The 16,184-nt window shown below is 70.7% G+C and carries 16 protein-coding genes; 11 read left to right on the top strand and 5 right to left on the bottom strand.

Annotation, left to right across the window (positions count from 1 at the left end):
* Window positions 1-5: 5 nt before the first annotated feature.
* From ACZ69I_RS25390 to ACZ69I_RS25370, 5 genes are read left to right on the top strand one after another with little or no spacing between them, the layout of a single operon-like run.
* Window positions 6-1,316, top strand: a complete 1,311-nt coding sequence (locus tag ACZ69I_RS25390; RefSeq protein WP_470834804.1) for a hypothetical protein — start codon at window positions 6-8, stop codon at window positions 1,314-1,316.
* A complete protein-coding gene (locus ACZ69I_RS25385; protein WP_470834802.1) occupies window positions 1,313-2,260 on the top strand; it encodes a glycosyltransferase family 2 protein in 948 nt (315 codons plus the stop codon). The genes ACZ69I_RS25390 and ACZ69I_RS25385 overlap by 4 nt, the downstream gene beginning before the upstream one ends.
* The gene (locus ACZ69I_RS25380) at window positions 2,257-3,504 is read left to right on the top strand and encodes a polysaccharide pyruvyl transferase family protein (protein WP_470834800.1); all 1,248 of its coding nucleotides are present in this window, start codon (window positions 2,257-2,259) and stop codon (window positions 3,502-3,504) included. The genes ACZ69I_RS25385 and ACZ69I_RS25380 overlap by 4 nt, the downstream gene beginning before the upstream one ends.
* Window positions 3,501-4,049, top strand: coding sequence for a dTDP-4-dehydrorhamnose 3,5-epimerase (rfbC, locus tag ACZ69I_RS25375; protein WP_467681545.1), 549 nt, complete (start codon window positions 3,501-3,503; stop codon window positions 4,047-4,049). The genes ACZ69I_RS25380 and rfbC overlap by 4 nt, the downstream gene beginning before the upstream one ends.
* Before the next feature lie 24 nt (window positions 4,050-4,073).
* The gene (locus ACZ69I_RS25370; RefSeq protein WP_467681543.1) at window positions 4,074-5,399 is read left to right on the top strand and encodes a glutamate-1-semialdehyde 2,1-aminomutase; all 1,326 of its coding nucleotides are present in this window, start codon (window positions 4,074-4,076) and stop codon (window positions 5,397-5,399) included.
* Between the two features lie 43 nt (window positions 5,400-5,442).
* Here ACZ69I_RS25370 and ACZ69I_RS25365 read toward each other — a convergent pair whose 3' ends face one another.
* Window positions 5,443-6,132 carry a phosphatase PAP2 family protein gene (locus ACZ69I_RS25365; protein ID WP_470834798.1) on the bottom strand — a complete coding sequence of 230 codons (690 nt, stop codon included), beginning with the start codon at window positions 6,130-6,132 and terminating at the stop codon, window positions 5,443-5,445.
* A 447-nt stretch (window positions 6,133-6,579) separates the two neighbouring features.
* On the opposite strand from ACZ69I_RS25365, the gene ACZ69I_RS25360 reads away from it, so the two are divergent.
* Both ACZ69I_RS25360 and ACZ69I_RS25355 read left to right on the top strand, forming a co-directional pair.
* Window positions 6,580-7,380: a bestrophin-like domain gene (locus ACZ69I_RS25360; protein WP_470834797.1), complete on the top strand. Its 801-nt coding sequence runs from the start codon at window positions 6,580-6,582 to the stop codon at window positions 7,378-7,380.
* A 29-nt stretch (window positions 7,381-7,409) separates the two neighbouring features.
* Window positions 7,410-7,718, top strand: coding sequence for a response regulator transcription factor (locus tag ACZ69I_RS25355; protein ID WP_470834795.1), 309 nt, complete (start codon window positions 7,410-7,412; stop codon window positions 7,716-7,718).
* Between the two features lie 37 nt (window positions 7,719-7,755).
* Here ACZ69I_RS25355 and ACZ69I_RS25350 read toward each other — a convergent pair whose 3' ends face one another.
* Both ACZ69I_RS25350 and ACZ69I_RS25345 read right to left on the bottom strand, forming a co-directional pair.
* A complete protein-coding gene (locus tag ACZ69I_RS25350; protein WP_470834793.1) occupies window positions 7,756-8,568 on the bottom strand; it encodes an SAM-dependent methyltransferase in 813 nt (270 codons plus the stop codon).
* Window positions 8,569-8,698: 130 nt separating this feature from the next.
* The gene (locus ACZ69I_RS25345) at window positions 8,699-9,298 is read right to left on the bottom strand and encodes a TetR/AcrR family transcriptional regulator (RefSeq protein ID WP_470834791.1); all 600 of its coding nucleotides are present in this window, start codon (window positions 9,296-9,298) and stop codon (window positions 8,699-8,701) included.
* Window positions 9,299-9,422: 124 nt separating this feature from the next.
* On the opposite strand from ACZ69I_RS25345, the gene ACZ69I_RS25340 reads away from it, so the two are divergent.
* A complete protein-coding gene (locus ACZ69I_RS25340) occupies window positions 9,423-10,157 on the top strand; it encodes an SDR family oxidoreductase (RefSeq protein WP_470834790.1) in 735 nt (244 codons plus the stop codon).
* Window positions 10,158-10,404: 247 nt separating this feature from the next.
* Window positions 10,405-11,271, top strand: a complete 867-nt coding sequence (locus ACZ69I_RS25335; RefSeq protein ID WP_470834788.1) for a calcium-binding protein — start codon at window positions 10,405-10,407, stop codon at window positions 11,269-11,271.
* Between the two features lie 133 nt (window positions 11,272-11,404).
* Here ACZ69I_RS25335 and ACZ69I_RS25330 read toward each other — a convergent pair whose 3' ends face one another.
* Window positions 11,405-12,001, bottom strand: coding sequence for a TetR/AcrR family transcriptional regulator (locus tag ACZ69I_RS25330; RefSeq protein WP_467681527.1), 597 nt, complete (start codon window positions 11,999-12,001; stop codon window positions 11,405-11,407).
* Between the two features lie 102 nt (window positions 12,002-12,103).
* Here ACZ69I_RS25330 and ACZ69I_RS25325 point away from each other — a divergent pair, with 102 nt between their 5' ends.
* Window positions 12,104-12,793 carry a nitroreductase gene (locus ACZ69I_RS25325; RefSeq protein ID WP_470834786.1) on the top strand — a complete coding sequence of 230 codons (690 nt, stop codon included), beginning with the start codon at window positions 12,104-12,106 and terminating at the stop codon, window positions 12,791-12,793.
* Between the two features lie 372 nt (window positions 12,794-13,165).
* Complete coding sequence (locus ACZ69I_RS25320) at window positions 13,166-14,797, top strand: M4 family metallopeptidase (RefSeq protein ID WP_470834784.1); 1,632 nt, start codon at window positions 13,166-13,168, stop codon at window positions 14,795-14,797.
* Between the two features lie 235 nt (window positions 14,798-15,032).
* Here ACZ69I_RS25320 and recA read toward each other — a convergent pair whose 3' ends face one another.
* Window positions 15,033-16,094: a recombinase RecA gene (recA, locus tag ACZ69I_RS25315; protein WP_470834783.1), complete on the bottom strand. Its 1,062-nt coding sequence runs from the start codon at window positions 16,092-16,094 to the stop codon at window positions 15,033-15,035.
* Window positions 16,095-16,184 lie beyond the last annotated feature (90 nt).

Here is a 16,184-nt window from a genome sequence, read left to right as displayed (position 1 = left end):
CGCCCATGACCACCGAGGGGGAGCAGCCCACGCCGGCGGCGGTCCCGGCGGGCGCCGGCCGGCGGAGCGCCCGGCGGGCCATCGTCGGCCGACTGTCCTGGGGCCTCGCCGACCAGGCGGCCTCCAGCCTGTCCAACTTCGTGGTGGGCATGTACGTGGCCCGCTCCCTCGGCCTGACCGCGTTCGGCGTGTTCAGCCTGGCGTGGGTGACCTACGGCGTGGTGCTCAGCGTCTCCCGGGGCCTGGCCACCGACCCGCTCGTGGTGCGCTTCAGCGGTGTGCCCGACACGGCCTGGCGCGGGGCGGTGGCCCGGTCCTCGGGCACCGCCCTCGGCGTCGGCGCCGCCGTCGGCGCGGCGTGCCTGGTGGCCGGGCTCGCCGTCGGCGGGCGCGTGGGGCCCGCGTTCGCCTGCCTCGGGGTCATGCTGCCGGGGCTGCTGCTCCAGGACGCCTGGCGGTACGCGTTCTTCGCCGCGGGCACCGGGCGCAAGGCGTTCGTCAACGACGTCGTGTGGGGCGTCGCGCTCGTCCCCGCCATGGTGGTCGCGGCCCGCGTCGGCAGTGTCTCCGCCTTCGTGCTCGCCTGGGGCGCGTCCGCCGCGGTCGCCGCGGTGTACGGCCGCTTCCAGTCCGGCATCCGGCCCCGGACGACCGGGGCACGCGCGTGGCTGCGCGAGCACCACGACCTCAGCTACCGCTACCTCGTCGAGAACGTCGGCGTCAGCGGCGCGAGCCAGCTGCGCGCCTACGGGCTCGGCGCGATCGTCGGCGTCAGCGCGGTGGGCGTGGTCCGGGGCGCCGAGCTCCTGCTCGGCCCGTTCATGGCCGTGCTGATGGGGCTCTCGCTGGTCACCGTCGCGGAGGCGGCACGCGTGCTGCGGCAGGCCCCGCATCGACTCGGCGTCTTCTGCCTCCTGCTCGGCGGCGTACAGGCCGTCGCTGCGCTGCTCTGGGGCGCCGCTCTGCTCCTCATGCCGGACCGGCTCGGCGAGCTCGCGCTCGGCGACGTCTGGAGCTCCGCCTCCGAGCTCATCGTGCCGGTCACCCTCGGTGTCGCGGGCGCGGGCCTCGGCACCGGCGCGGCGGCCGGACTCCGCGCGCTCGCCGCGGCCCGGCGCAGCCTGCGCAGCCAGCTGTTCGCCTCCGCCTGCTACGTCGCGGGCGGACTCGGCGGAGCGGCCGTGGGCAACACGGTCGGCTCGGCCTGGGGCGTCGCCTCCGCCACCGTCTGCAGCTCGGCCGTGTGGTGGCTGCAACTGCGGTCCGCCCTGCGTGAGCACCACCAGAACACGATCCCCGAAGTGAGGACCCCATGACCGCCCACCCCCGGTTGAGCATCGGCCTGCCCGTGTACAACGGCGAGGAGTACCTCGCCGAGTCGCTCGACGCCCTGCTCGGCCAGACCTACGAGGACTTCGAGCTGGTCATCACCGACAACGCCTCGACCGACGGGACCCAGGACCTCTGCCGCAAGTACGCCGCGCGGGACTCGCGCATCCGCTACATCCGTCTGCTCCGCAACATCGGCGCGGCACCGAACCACAACTACGTGTTCACCCAGTGCCGCGGCGAGCTGTTCAAGTGGGCATCGCACGACGACCTGTACGCCCGGGACCTGCTGCGACGCTGCGTCGAGGCGCTCGACGAGCGGCCGGACGTGGTCCTGGCGCACTCCGGCCAGGCGGTCATCGACGGTGACGGACAGGTGAAGGTCCCCTACGAGTACGGCATCGCCACCGACTCGCCGCGCGCGCCGGAGCGCTTCCGCAGCTTCCTGTTCGAGCCCGGCGGCGACGACTTCTACGGGGTGATGCGCGCCGACGTGCTGCGCCGCGTGAAGCCGCACGACAGCTACCACCACGCGGACCGCACGTTCGTCGCCGAGATCGTCCTGCACGGCCCCTTCCACCAGGTGCCGGAGCTCCTCTACTTCCGCCGCGACCACCCCACCCGCGCCGAGCGGGCCAACCCGGGCAAGCGCTCCCGGTGCGTCAACCTCGACCCGCGCAGGGCAGGGGCGCTGCACCCGACGCCCCGGCTGCTCGCCGAGTACGTCTGGGGATTCGCCTCGGCGATCCAGCGGGCGCCGCTATCCGCCGCCGACCGGCGCGCTTGCTACGTCCACCTGGCCGCGTGGATGACCAGCCGGGCGCGCCCGGGCACCGGCGAGCGGGTCGAGGACCGCGCCGCGGTCGACCCGGCCGAGCTCACGGTCTCCGTGGACGAGCTCGTCGCCGGGCGTGAGAGGAGGCAGGGGTGAGCGCCGCCCGCGTCGGGGTGTTCGGCCTGCTTGGCTCCGGCAACCTCGGCAACGACGGATCCCTCGAAGCCGTGCTCGGCTACCTCCGCGCCGAGCATCCGCAGGCGTCCGTGGACGCGCTGTGCGGCGGACCGGAAGCCGTGGCGACCCGGTACGGGATTCCCGCGACCCGGCTGCACTGGAACCGCGGGGAGTACCGGACCGCGTCCCGTGCGGGCGCGATCGCGGCGAAGGGCGTGGGCAAACTCGTCGACGTCGCCCGCACCGCCGCCTGGGTGCGCCGCCACGACGTGGTGATCGTGCCCGGCATGGGCGTCCTGGAGGCCACCCTGCCGCTGCGGCCGTGGGGCTTCCCGTACTCGCTGTTCCTGCTCTGCGCGTCCGGCCGGCTGTTCCGCACCCGGGTCGCACTGGTCGGTGTCGGCGCGGCCCCGATCGCCGACCGCCCGACCCGGGCCCTGGTGCGCTGGTCGGCGCGGCTCGCCACCTACCGCTCGTACCGCGACACCCTGTCCCGCGACGCGATGCGGGAGATGGGCGTGGACACCGCGCGCGACGAGGTCTACCCGGACCTCGCGTTCGCCCTGCCGACGCCTCCCGCGAACGGCCCCTCGGATGCGCCGGGACCGGTCTGCGTCGGCGTCATGGACTTCCACGGCGGCAACGACGACCGGGACAGCGCCGAGGAGATCCACCACCGCTACCTCGCAGGAACCACCCGCTTCGTCCGCGCCCTCGTCGAGGACGGCCGGCGGGTCCGGCTGCTCACCGGCGACGACTGCGACGCGACGGTGGTCGACGCGATCCTCGCCGCGGTGGACTCGCCGCTGGTCACCGCCTCCGGGGCGGCCTCGCTCGCCGACCTGATGGAGGAGATGGCGGCCGCCGACACCGTGGTGGCGACCCGCTACCACAACCTGGTCTGCGCACTGAAGGTCGGCACACCGACGCTCGCCCTCAGCTACGCGGCGAAGAGCGACGCGCTCATGGCCGAGATGGGCCTCGCCGCGTACCGCCATCCGGCGCGCGAGGTCGACGCCGACCAACTGCTCGTACAATTCCATGAGTTGGAGAAACGGTCGGCCGAGCTGCGGCGGACCCTCGCCGCGCGGAACACGGCCGTCGCCGAGCGCCTGGGACGCCAGTTCTCCGCACTGACGGCGGCCCTGTTCCCGGCGGCCGCCCCCACTCACACCCGTACGCACACGTCCACTCACACCCACGCCATGCGGGAGACTCCATGAAGGCGACCGAAGTCCCTGCGATCGACGGCGCGTTCCTCTTCGAACCGACGCCGTACGCCGACGAGCGCGGCTTCTTCTGCCGCACCTTCGACGCCGACGTGATCGGCTCGGTGGGCCTCGACCCGGACGCCTTCATCCAGGACAGCGTGTCCCGCTCGGTCCGCGGCGTGCTGCGCGGCCTCCACCTGCGCTCCGGCGGCGGCGAGGCCAAGCTGGTGCGGTGCTCGTACGGGAAGATCTTCGACGTCGTCGTGGACCTGCGCGAGGACTCGCCCACGTATCGCAACGTGGCCACCTTCGAGCTGTCCGGCGAGACGCAGGTGACCCTGTACATCCCGGCGGGCTGCGCGCACGGCTTCCAGGCGCTCACCGAGACGGCCGACACCTCGTACCGGATCGACCGCCCGCACGACCCGGCCGAGGACGTGACGATCGCCCACGACGACCCGGAACTCGCCATCGCGTGGCCGCTGCCGCCCACCTCGATGTCCCGGCGGGACCGGGAGGCGCCGAGCCTCGCCGAGGCCCTGAAGCAGAAGTCCTGAAGCACAGAGAGAGTTGAGGTCGTCGTGGACACCGAAGAATTCCAACTGCCCCGGTCACGGGAGGCGAACGAGCGCCTGCACGCCATGATCCCCGGCGGCGCGCACACCTACGCCAAGGGCGACGACCAGTACCCCGAGAACCTCGCCCCGGTCATCAGCCACGGCAGCGGCGCACACGTGTGGGACGTCGACGGCAACCGCTACATCGAGTACGGCTCCGGCCTCCGCTCGGTCAGCCTCGGCCACGCCCACCCACGTGTGACCGAGGCGGTGCGGCGGGAGATCGACCGGGGCAGCAACTTCGTCCGCCCCTCCATCGTGGAGGTCGAGGCCGCGGAACGCTTCCTGGCCACGGTGCCGACCGCCGAGATGGTGAAGTTCACGAAGAACGGCTCCGACGCGACCACCGCCGCGGTGCGCCTCGCCCGCGCCGCGACCGGCCGCCCGCGGGTGGCCATCTGCGGCGACCACCCGTTCTTCTCCGTCGACGACTGGTTCATCGGCACCACCCCGATGTCCGCCGGAATCCCGACGGCGACCACCGATCTCACCGTGGCGTTTCCCTACGGGAATCTGGCCGCCACACAGGAACTCCTGGCCCGCCACCAGGGCGAGATCGCCTGCCTGATCCTCGAACCGGCCGCCCACACCGAGCCTCCGCCCGGCTACCTCGCGGGCCTGCGCGATCTCGCCGACCGGCACGGCTGCGTCCTCGTCTTCGACGAGATGATCACCGGCTTCCGCTGGTCCGAGGCGGGCGCCCAGGGCCTGTACGGCCTCGTCCCCGACCTCTCCACCTTCGGCAAGGCGCTGGGCAACGGCTTCGCCGTCTCCGCCCTCGCCGGGCGCCGCGACCTGATGGAGCGCGGCGGGCTGCGCCACTCCGGCGAGCGGGTGTTCCTGCTGTCCACCACGCACGGTGCGGAAACGCATTCGCTGGCGGCCGCGATGGCCGTCCAGAGCACGTACGTGGAGGAGGGGATCACCGCGCGGCTGCACGCCCTCGGCGAGCGGCTGGCCGCCGGAGTCCGCGACGCCGCGGCGGGGATGGGCGTCGGTGACCACATCGTCGTCCGGGGCCGGGCCAGCAACCTGGTCTTCGCCACTCTCGACGAGCACGGGCAGCCCTCGCAGCAGTACCGCACGCTGTTCCTGCGCAGGCTCCTCGCGGGCGGCGTCCTCGCCCCGTCGTTCGTGGTGAGCAGCGCGCTGAGCGACGCCGACATCGACCGCACGGTGGAGGTGGTGGGCCAGGCGTGCGCGGTGTACCGGAAGGCGCTCGACGCAGGTGACCCCACTCCGTGGCTGGCCGGGCGACCGGTGAAGCCCGTGTTCCGCCGCCTGGCGTGACGCGACCTGACCCGCTGGGGTGACGTCCACAGAGGGCCTCACCTCAGCGGGTCTGCCGCCCTCCGGCATCGGCCGTCCGACGGGCGAACCGGTCGGCCGTCCGGTCGACCAGCCACGCGGTCACCGGAACCACCACGAGGGCGGTGCACCAGCCGCCGAGGACGTCGGTCGGATAGTGCGCTCCCAGAGCGACCTGCGCCCAGCCCATGACGGATCCTGCGACCAGCGCGGCGGCGAGCACGAGAAGCGTCCCGACCGACCTGCTCAGGCCCAACCGGCCGACCGCGAGCAGCGCCCCCACGACGGCGACCGCGGTGAGGAAGGCGGTGTGCCCGCTCGGGTAGGACAGGTTGTCGTCACCGTGGATGGTGCGTCCCACCAGCGACTTGAGCAGCGTCGCCGTCACCACGGTGATGCCAACCCCGGCAACGAGGAACGCGGCCGCGCGTCGCCACCGAAGTCGCAGGCAGCCCACCACCGCGGCCACGACGAGGACCGCCGACCCGGCGGGCTCGCCCAAGAAGTCCGTGGCCAGCGCGAGGGACCGCCACGGCCGGCCGACACTGTCGGCCGTCGGATCGATGACCCACCTGTCCGCGGTTCCGGGCTCGCTGTGACCGGCGTAGAGGACGCCGAGCGCGATGACCCCCAGCGCGGCGAGTGCCACGATCAGCCCGAGCCACGCGCGGAGTGACGCGGGCAGCACCGCGCCGCTCGCCGGCCGGCCGGTCACCCGTCCACCGCGTCCGGCCGGGGCGCGGCAGCGCACTTCTCTTCCACTCTGAGCAGGCGATCCAACGCGAGCCCCCCGTCGTGTGCGACCCACCGTGGATCCGCAAGCCTGTGCCGTCCCGAACTCGCCTGCCAGACGGTCGACTTGACAGAGACCTCGGGATCACTTCCGACGTGTCACCTTAACCAACAACCCGGCCGCGACGCACCGCAGTCGGGTGTCGTCCGCGCGGAAAGGCATTACCCGCGCCGGAAGAAGACACGTGCGCCGGGCCGGAGGGGTCGGCGGAGTGCGGGGGCCGCCGCCAGGCCGCTCACTGGCCCAAGACTTGTCCCCCGTGCGAAGGCGGTCGAACGATGCCGCGGTTCCCGAGGGGGCGGCCCGGGACAAGATCGCGGAGCGTCCGCGAACGCCGGATGCCCCTGCCCGTCTTCGGAGGTGCACCTCGTGGTCCTCGTCATCGTGGTCGCTGTTGTCGCCCTGCTCGCGGGGCTCATGGCCAACCGTTTTCTCCGGCCGAGACTGCTCAGCGATGACGACGACACCGGCATGGCCGTCAAGGACCTCGTCGGCCCGCTGCTCACCCTGACCGTCCTGCTGCTGGCCTTCGTGCTGGTCACCGCGAACGGGTCCTACGGCAAGGCGGAAGTCGCCGCCCGCGGCGAGGCCCGTGCCCTGGACCAGCTGGTGGAGGCCGCCGAGTACGCCCCGGGCGCGCAGCGTGCGAAGGTGCAGGCCGATGCCGTCTGCTACGCCCGCGCCGTCCGCGAGCAGGAGTGGCCCGCCATGGCCGACGGAAAGGGATCCACGGCCCCCAGTGTCTGGTCCACGGACCTCCGGCACACCTTCGCGTCCCTGGAGGGCAAGCCCGTCTTCGGCATGCTGGTCGCCGCCGACAACAAACGCTCCGACGAACGCGAGGAACGCCTCACCCAGGCCACCGCCAGCATCCCCGGCACCATCCTGTGGTTCCTGCTGGCCACCCTCGTCATCACGGTGATGGCCCTGGGCGTCTGCATGCCCCGCAGGAACAACCGCGGACAGCTGATCACTCTGACCGTGATCACGGCGCTGCTCACCACCGCACTGTGCATCATCCGCGACGTCGACCGGCCTTTCGGCGGCATGGTGGACGTCCGGCCCGACGCGAGCACCGAAGTCGAACGCCAGGCCACCCGCGACTTCCTGCCCCACCACGCGGCGGCCGACATCCCCTGCGACAAGGCCGGTACCCGCCGCGGAGCCTGACGCACGGCGCCTCATCCGTCGGCTGGAAGATGGTGAACTTCTCCCCGCTGCCGCCGCTGCACGTCGCGCTGCCGCCCACCGAGCCCCTCGTGGCCGACCATCTGACCCACCTCACGGGTCACGCGTCCGCGCCGGGCACCTCGCCCCGGCCGACCGCGCGGCGCCTGACCGAGCACGAGACGCGCCTGGCCGACCTCGTGCGCGCGGGCGCGACCAACCAGGAGGCCGCACAGCAGATGTTCATCTCGGTCAAGACCGTCGAGACCGTCCTGAGTCGCATCTACCGGAAACTCGGCATCCGCTCACGGACCCAACTCGCCGCCGCGCTCATCCCCTGACCGGGGCCGGGTGAGCACGGCGGCAACCGGCCTCCGGTCAGGGCTTCACGGCCACGGCGCCGAACTGGGGGAGCACCGGGGCGGATTCCGACTCGGCGCGCCACTGCGAACAGGACACGAGGCCGGGGGTGAGCAGGTCGAGACCGTCGAAGAACGCGCTGATCTCCGTACGCGTTCGGGCGGTGATCGGCGGCGTGGCGTTCTCGTTCCAGAACTTCATGGCCTCGACGTTGCCCTCACCGCCGAGGTCGGTGTCGGTGGTCGGATGGGTCATGGCGAGGTAGCTGCCGGAGGGCACCGAGGCCATGATCCGGCGCACGATCTCCAGCGCCTGTTCCGTGTCGAGGATGAAGTTGAGGATGCCCAGCATCATGACCGCGACGGGCCGCTCGAAATCGAGGGTCGCCGAGGCGCCCTCTATGACGTGGTCCGGCCGGTGGACGTCGGCGTCGATGTAGTCGGTGGCTCCCTGCGGGGTGCCGACCAGCAGGCTGCGGGCGTGGACGAGCACGATGGGATCGTTGTCGACATAGACGATGCGGGATTCGGGCGCGATCCGCTGGGCGATCTCGTGGGTGTTGTCGAGCGTCGGCAATCCGGTGCCGATGTCCAGGAACTGCCGTACTCCGCGGTCGGCGGTCAGGAAGCGGACCGCGCGGCCGAGGAAGTCGCGGTCGGCGCGGGCCACGTCCCGGATCACGGGGAACATCGTGGCGACCTGGTCGCCGACGTGCTGGTCGACCTCGTAGTGGTCCTTCCCGCCGATCCAGTAGTTCCACACCCGGGCGTTGTGTGCGACCCCCGTGTTCAATCTGCCCGACACGTCCGACGGATGCTGGCTCCCGCTCACGTCTTCCCCTCACTCATTTCTCCGCGCGCACGCACGTGATGTCCTCGGTACGCGGCCACCGCCGAGACGGTGGACCGCGCTGCCATTGTGCGGGTCATTGTGGTGCTCCTGGATCAGGGTGTCCGCGAATTCAGCTCTCGGGGAGCTCCGGCGGTCGCTGCGGTACGGGTCGCAATCCGTCCAGGGTGAGGTCGAGAAGGCGTTCGGCCTGGTCCCGTTGGTCGGGCCTCGCCGAAGTGAGGGCGATGCCCGCGAGGGCGGCGAACACGTCGGTCGGGCGGATGTCGGTGCGCAGGACACCGGCTTCCGTACCGGCCGCCATGAGGCGGGAGATGGCGGTCTGGATCATGTCGCGGCTGTGGGCGTAGGGGTCGCCTCCCGAGGCGACGACGGCGCGCAGGGCGTCGGCCATGCCGAGTTTGGCGGTGGCGTAGTCGATGAAACGGTCCATCCAGGCGCGCAGGGCCGCACGTGGCGGCAGCGTCGCCAGGAGGCCGGGGACGGCGTCGCACAGCCGCGCCACTTCGTTGCGGTAGGCCGCCTCGATCAGGACTTCCCGGGTCGGGAAGTTGCGGTACAGCGTGCCGGTTCCCACCCCCGCCTCTCTGGCGATGCGTTCGAAGTGGGCCTCCAGCCCCTCTTCGGTGAAGACGCGCACCGCCGCGTCCAGGATCTTGTCCCGGTTGCGCTGTGCGTCGGCCCTCAGCGGGCGTTCCGTGTCCCGTGCCATCGACGGCTCGCTCCTTCGTCCCCGTTGCTAAGTGGAGAAGGCTCCACTTAAGGTCGAGTCAACTGGCGGCGCCTCCACTTTCAGTCTAGGGGTGCGCTGCCCTCATCCACTTTCGGAGGCTCCTGTGTCGGGAATCGAAGGCAAGGTCGCTGTGATCACGGGCGCCAGCAGCGGGATCGGCGAGGCGACCGCGCTGCTCCTTGCCGAGCGGGGCGCGAAGGTCGTCCTCGGCGCACGCCGCCCGGAGCGCCTCGAGGCGCTGGCCGCCCGCATCGAGAAGGCGGGCGGCCAGGCCGTCCACGCCCGCACGGACGTGAAGCGGCGGGAAGACCTGTCCCGGCTGGTCGAGTTGGCCCGCGACCGGTTCGGGAAGATCGATGTCCTCGTCGGCAACGCAGGCATCGGCCTGATCTCCCCGCTGGACGACCTGCGCGTCGAGGACTGGGAGGAGATGATCGACGTCAACCTCAAGGGAGTGCTGTACGGCATCGCCGCGGCGCTTCCCGTCTTCCGCGCGCAGGGCTTCGGGCACTTCGTGAACACGGTATCGACGGCCGGGCTCCGCATCGTGCCCCAGCAGGCCGTGTACGCCGGAACCAAGAACGCGGTCCGCGCCATCTCCGAGGGCCTGCGCCAGGAGGCAGGCGGCAACCTGCGCGTCACGGTCGTCTCACCTGGCGCCACGCGCACGGAGTTCACGGACTCCATGGCGCCGGAGGTGAAGGCCCAACTCCTCGACAGGATGGGCGACATCGCCATCCCGCCGGAAGCCGTCGCCCGTGCCATCGCCTTCGCCATCGAGCAGCCGGCGGGCGTCGACGTGGGCGACATCGTCGTCCGTCCCACGGCGCAGAACTAAGTCCTGCGCCGGAGCCCCCGGGCAGTTTTACGCCTCCTCGTGTCCCGCGCCGCCACGGCGCTGGCGCAGCGGTCGGAAGACCGGCCCAGGAGGGCCGCCTCGGCCGTCCACACACCATCCAGATGCCGGTCACCACGCCGTCCGACGCTGTTCACGAGCCGCCGGGCAACTCCGTTCTCGGGCCCCTTGTCTAACGGGGTGACCAAAAGCACCACTGCACACGCACACCCTGAAGGGGCACTTCCGCATGCGCATTCACCGGACCATGGCAGCCACCGCCACCCTCGCCCTGACTCTCGGCACGGCCGGCTTAGCGGCGTCCGCCGCCCAGGCGGCCCCGTCCGCCGCGCCGTCCGCCGCCCGGGCCACGGCCTCCGTCGTCGTTGCCGACGACGAGCTCTGGTACAAGGCGGCGCCGGGCCAGCAGAACAAGGTGACCGTCGACGAGAAGATCGAGCACCGCGGCGAGCACGACTCGTACTACCTCGTCACCTTCCACGACCGGTACGACATCGCCATCTCCGCCGACGCGGCGGAGGGGAACGAGTGCGTGTACCCCGAGGAGGGCGACCACACCGCCGTGCGCTGCGCGTTCAAGATCCCGGAGAACTCGGACGACTCCGACACCTACCGCATCGACCTGGGGGACAAGGACGACACCGCGACCCTCGCGCCCACCAGCCAGGCCTGGGCCGGGATTTACGGCGGCAAGGGCAACGACGTCATCAAGGCGTCGGAATCCGCGCTCCTGCACGGCGGCGACGGGGACGACCGCCTCGACGGCGGCGGCGGCCCGTTCGGCTTCGGCCCGTGGGGCGACGCGGGGAACGACACCCTCACCCACTGCAGCCAGGACTGCTTCGGCGGCCCCGGCAACGACTCCCTGACCGGCACGGGTGAGGAGAACAACCTGCACGGCGAGGACGGCAACGACGTCCTGCACGGCAAGGGCGGAGCCGACATCCTCTACGGCGGCAAGGGCAACGACAAGCTCTACGGCGAGGCGGGCAACGACACCCTGTGGGGCAACAGCGGCGACGACGTCCTGTGGGGCGGCGCAGGCACCGACAAGCTCTCCGGGGGCGCCGGGCGCAACGAACTCCACCAGGACTGAGCTGTACTGGGGCCGAACAGTCCCGGAAACCGGGGTTTCGGCCGCGTTCGGAGGGCGGGTCGCCCCTCGGCCCGGGGCACCGGAACCGAGGGGTGACCCGCCCGCGCCTGGCGTCGCACGGGCTTCGTTCTGATCATTTGCCCCTTCCCGGCAGGGCCCGTTCCAGGAGAACCTCCGCCGCCGCCCGCGCGTGCCTGCCGTAGTCCGCTTCGTCCAGCACCATGGCCCGACTGGCCGCCCCGTCCGCGAGGGTGGCCAGTTGCTCGGCGAGTACCGCCGGTTCGCGACACCCCAGTTCCGTCAGGAGCGCGGCGATGAGGTGGGCCATCCGCACCTTCTGTTCGCGCGCGTAGGCGTGGACCGCGCTCGCCGGGTCGGGGAACTCCGCGGCGGCGTCGATGAACGGACACCCGCGCACCGGGGCCGCGTCCGTCGCGGGCTGGTCGAACAGCTTGAGGAGCCGCTCCCGCGGGGGGATGTCCTCGCGGGTCAGCACGTTCTCCAGCGTGGCACCCGACGTCGCGAGGTCCCGCAGATGGGCGATGACCAGATCGTCCTTGGTCCGGAAGTGCGCGTAGAGCGTGCGCTTGGACACCGGGGCCCGCTCCGCGACCTGCTCCATGCCGGTCGCGTTGATGCCCTGTGTCCCGAACAACTGGGCGGCCGCGGCCAGGATGCGCTCCCGGCCGCCACGTCCCCGCCGCTGAAGTGAGGGAGCAGTCGTACTCATCCGGTAAGTGTACGCCTGCGTTTACTTGAACTCCGGCGTCCTGTTAAGGTCATCTCCATAAGTAAACGCAAGCGTTTACCTGGCTGTCGATGAGGGGCTCCCATGAACAGGCCGTCACCTACCGAACTGAGCTGCTGCGCCGAGAAGTTGATACGTGGCCGGCACGCGACCCGCGCCTTCCGGCCCGAGTCCGTGCCCGAGGGCACGATGCGGGACGTCTTCTCGCTGGCCGGCGCCGCACCGTCCAATTCCAACGCGCAGCCCTGGCGGATCGAGGTGGTGAGCGGAGCGGCGCGTGAACGGCTGGCAGCCGCTCTGCGGGCGGCCCACGCGGAGCAGCGCACCTCGGTGGACTTCCCGTACTCCGAGACCATGTACGGCCCGGTGCACCGGACGCGCCGGGCCGCGTTCGGCGCCGGACTGTACGGAGCGCTGGGTATCGGCCCCGACGACCGGGCGGCACGCGCGGCCTACGACGAGGAGAGCCTGAGCTTCTACGGCGCGCCGCACGCCGCGTTCCTGTTCGTCACCGGAGACGGCGGCGTGCGGCTGGCCGCGGACGTCGGCGCCTACATGCAGACGCTGCTCCTGGCCATGACCGCGTACGGCGTGGACAGCTGCCCACAGGGGCTGCTGTCCTTCTACGCCGACACCGTCCGCGCCGAACTCGGCGTCACCGAAGGGAAACTCCTTGTCGGCATCTCCTTCGGCTACGCCGACGAGAGCGCACCGGTGAACAGGGTCGTGGCCGAGCGGGCCGCGCTCGGCTCGACCACGGCCTTCCACGCCTAAGGACAACCGGGGCCGCGTCGGACACCGCTACATCAGCAGCTGGAAAGTCACCTTCCCGCGAGCCCCACCCCGCACAGAGGCTCCGCCCTCGCCGCCACACCACCGCCGCCCCGGGTGACCAACTCCCCCGGGCATCACGCTCGTTGTGGTGTCGCCCGGATTCACGAATTGTTCGCATTGCGTATGTCGACCATTGCTCAACGGACCGTATTCGGCCAACATCCAGCAAAAATGCTGACATGTACCTGGCTCGAATGGCACGCTTCCCCGCAACACGCTGCACGTACAGCATCGCGTTGCACGCCCGCATCGTGTCCTTTTCCGCCTCGGGGGGCCCTTCCTGCCTCCCGGGCCCCCACAGATGGAGCCCGCGTGACCCCTTACATATCCCGTAAGCGTTCGACGCTCGCGATCGCCACCGCTGTCGCCGCTGGAGCGCTGCTCACCGCCGGACTGGCCACCGGCGCCTCCGCGCAGCCGGACAAGGACACCGAGCCGTCCGGCTCTCCCGTCGCCCTCTCGGCGTCGGCCCGCGCGGACCTCCTCCAGGACGCGAGCGCCGAGAGATCGGCGACCGCCGAGAAGATCGGCCTGGGCGCCAAGGAGAAGCTCGTCGTCCGCGACGTGATCAAGGACCGCGACGGCACGGTCCACACCCGTTACGAGCGCACCTACGACGGTCTGCCCGTCCTCGGCGGCGACCTCGTGGTGCACACCGCCAGGAGCGGCAAGGTCGAGAGCGTCACCAAGGCGACCGAGGCCAGCGTGAAGGTCGCCTCGACCGACGCGAAGCTCGGCAAGTCCTCGGTGGCCAAGTCCGCCGAGTCGACCGCCGCCAAGGCCAAGACCGCCGAGGCCGACGCGCAGGCGCCGCGCAAGGTGATCTGGGCCGCCTCCGGCAAGCCCGTCCTCGCGTACGAGACCGTCGTCACCGGCACGCAGAAGGACGGCACGCCCAGCAGGCTCCACGTCATCACGGACGCCGCGACGGGCAAGAAGCTGTACCAGTACCAGGCCATCGAGAACGGCACGGGCAACAGCCAGTACAGCGGCAAGGTCACGGTCGGCTCCAAGAAGGTTGCGAGCGGCTACGAGCTGACCGACAAGGCCCGTGGCGGCCACCGCACCTTCGACCTGAAGCACGCGGAGAGCGGCACCGGCAAGCTCTTCAAGGACGCCAACGACGTCTGGGGCAACGGCAAGCCCTCGAACGCGCAGACCGCCGGCGTCGACGCCGCGTACGGCGCCCAGATCACCTGGGACTACTACAAGGCGGTCCACGGCCGCAAGGGCATCAACGGCGACGGCAAGGGCGCGACCTCCCGCGTCCACTACGGCAACGGTTACGTCAACGCCTTCTGGGACGACAGCTGCTTCTGCATGACGTACGGCGACGGCGATGGCAACAAGAAGCCCCTCACCTCGATCGACGTCGCGGCCCACGAGATGACGCACGGCGTCACCTCGGCCACCGGCAACATGGAGTACTCCGGCGAGTCCGGCGGCCTGAACGAGGCCACCTCCGACATCTTCGCCAGCGCTGTGGAGTTCAAGGCCAAGAACTCCAAGGACGTCGGCGACTACCTCATCGGCGAGAAGATCGACATCAACGGCGACGGCTCCCCGCTGCGCTACATGGACAAGCCGAGCAAGGACGGCGGCTCCCTGGACAACTGGAGCGCCAACGCCGGCAACGTCGACGTCCACTACTCCTCGGGCATCGCCAACCACTTCTTCTACCTGCTGTCCGAGGGCAGCGGCAAGAAGCGGATCAACGGCGTCCAGTACAACTCGCCGACCGCCGACGGCTCCAAGGTCCTTGGCATCGGACGCGCCAAGGCCGAAAAGATCTGGTACAAGGCCCTGACGACGTACTTCACGTCGACGACGGACTACAAGGCGGCCCGTAAGGGCACGCTGCGTGCCGCGAAGGACCTGTACGGCACGAACTCCACCGAGTACAAGCGCGTGGCCGCCGCCTGGACCGGCGTCAACGTCAAGTAACCCCCGGTCGGTCACATAAGGGGCGGCGTCCGGAAACGGATGCCGCCCCTGCGGCGTTCACGGCATAAGCCCCCCGCCTGCTTTCCCGCACCTTCGGCGGATACCGCCACCAGCTAAGCGACCTGATCGCGGCGTGCTCCACGGCCCAGATCCACTCGTGCCCCCGCCCCTTGCCGAAAGCTGCTCGACTGAACAGGTCGGTAGCCCGCCCGCGGGTCGGCTCGCGCCGTGTCTGTCAGGCGGCGTTTTCCGCCGAGGTCCGGGCGGCATCAGGGACCGGGACGGCGCCCGCGTCCTTCGCCGATACCCCGATTCCGAGCTTCTCGAGAATCTTCTTCTCGACCTCCTCGGCGAGGTCGGGGTTGTCCTTGAGGAAGTTGCGGGCGTTCTCCTTGCCCTGGCCGAGCTGGTCGCCCTCGTACGTGTACCAGGCGCCCGCCTTGCGGACGAAGCCGTGCTCGACGCCCATGTCGATCAGGCCGCCCTCGCGGCTGATGCCCTGGCCGTAGAGGATGTCGAACTCGGCCTGCTTGAAGGGCGGCGCGACCTTGTTCTTGACGACCTTGACGCGGGTGCGGTTGCCGACCGCGTCCGTGCCGTCCTTGAGGGTCTCGATCCGGCGGATGTCGAGCCGCACGGAAGCGTAGAACTTCAGAGCGCGGCCACCGGTCGTGGTCTCGGGCGAGCCGAACATCACGCCGATCTTCTCGCGGAGCTGGTTGATGAAGATCACCGTTGTCCTGGTCCGGCTGAGCGCGCTGGTGATTTTACGGAGCGCCTGGCTCATCAGGCGGGCCTGGAGGCCCATGTGGGAGTCGCCCATCTCGCCCTCGATCTCGGCGCGTGGCACCAGGGCCGCGACGGAGTCGATCACGATCAAGTCGATCGCGCCGGAGCGGATCAGAATGTCGGCGATCTCCAGCGCCTGTTCACCATTGTCCGGCTGGGACAGGATGAGGTTGTCGGTGTCGACGCCGAGCTTCTTGGCGTACTCCGGGTCCAGAGCGTGCTCGGCATCGATGAAGGCCACCGAGCCGCCGGCCTTCTGCGCGTTCGCGACTGCGTGCAATGTCAGCGTCGTCTTGCCGGAGGACTCCGGCCCGTACACCTCCACCACACGGCCGCGGGGCAGGCCGCCCACGCCGAGTGCCACGTCCAGCGCGGTCGATCCGGTGGGGATCACCTCGATGGGCTCGTTGGGCCGCTCACCGAGGCGCATGACCGCACCCTTGCCGAATTTCCGCTCGATCTGCGCGAGCGCGGTGCCCAGCGCCTTTTCGTGATCGGTTCCTGCCATGAGCTTTCACCCGGTCCGATTGTGTGGCACGCCGCACGTCGGAGAACGTGAGCGTCTACTGCCGACAACGGACGTCTCGGAGATCCCAGT

This window comes from Streptomyces sp. NPDC036815 (assembly GCF_055609205.1).
This window is presented reverse-complemented; position numbering and strand designations above follow the sequence as displayed.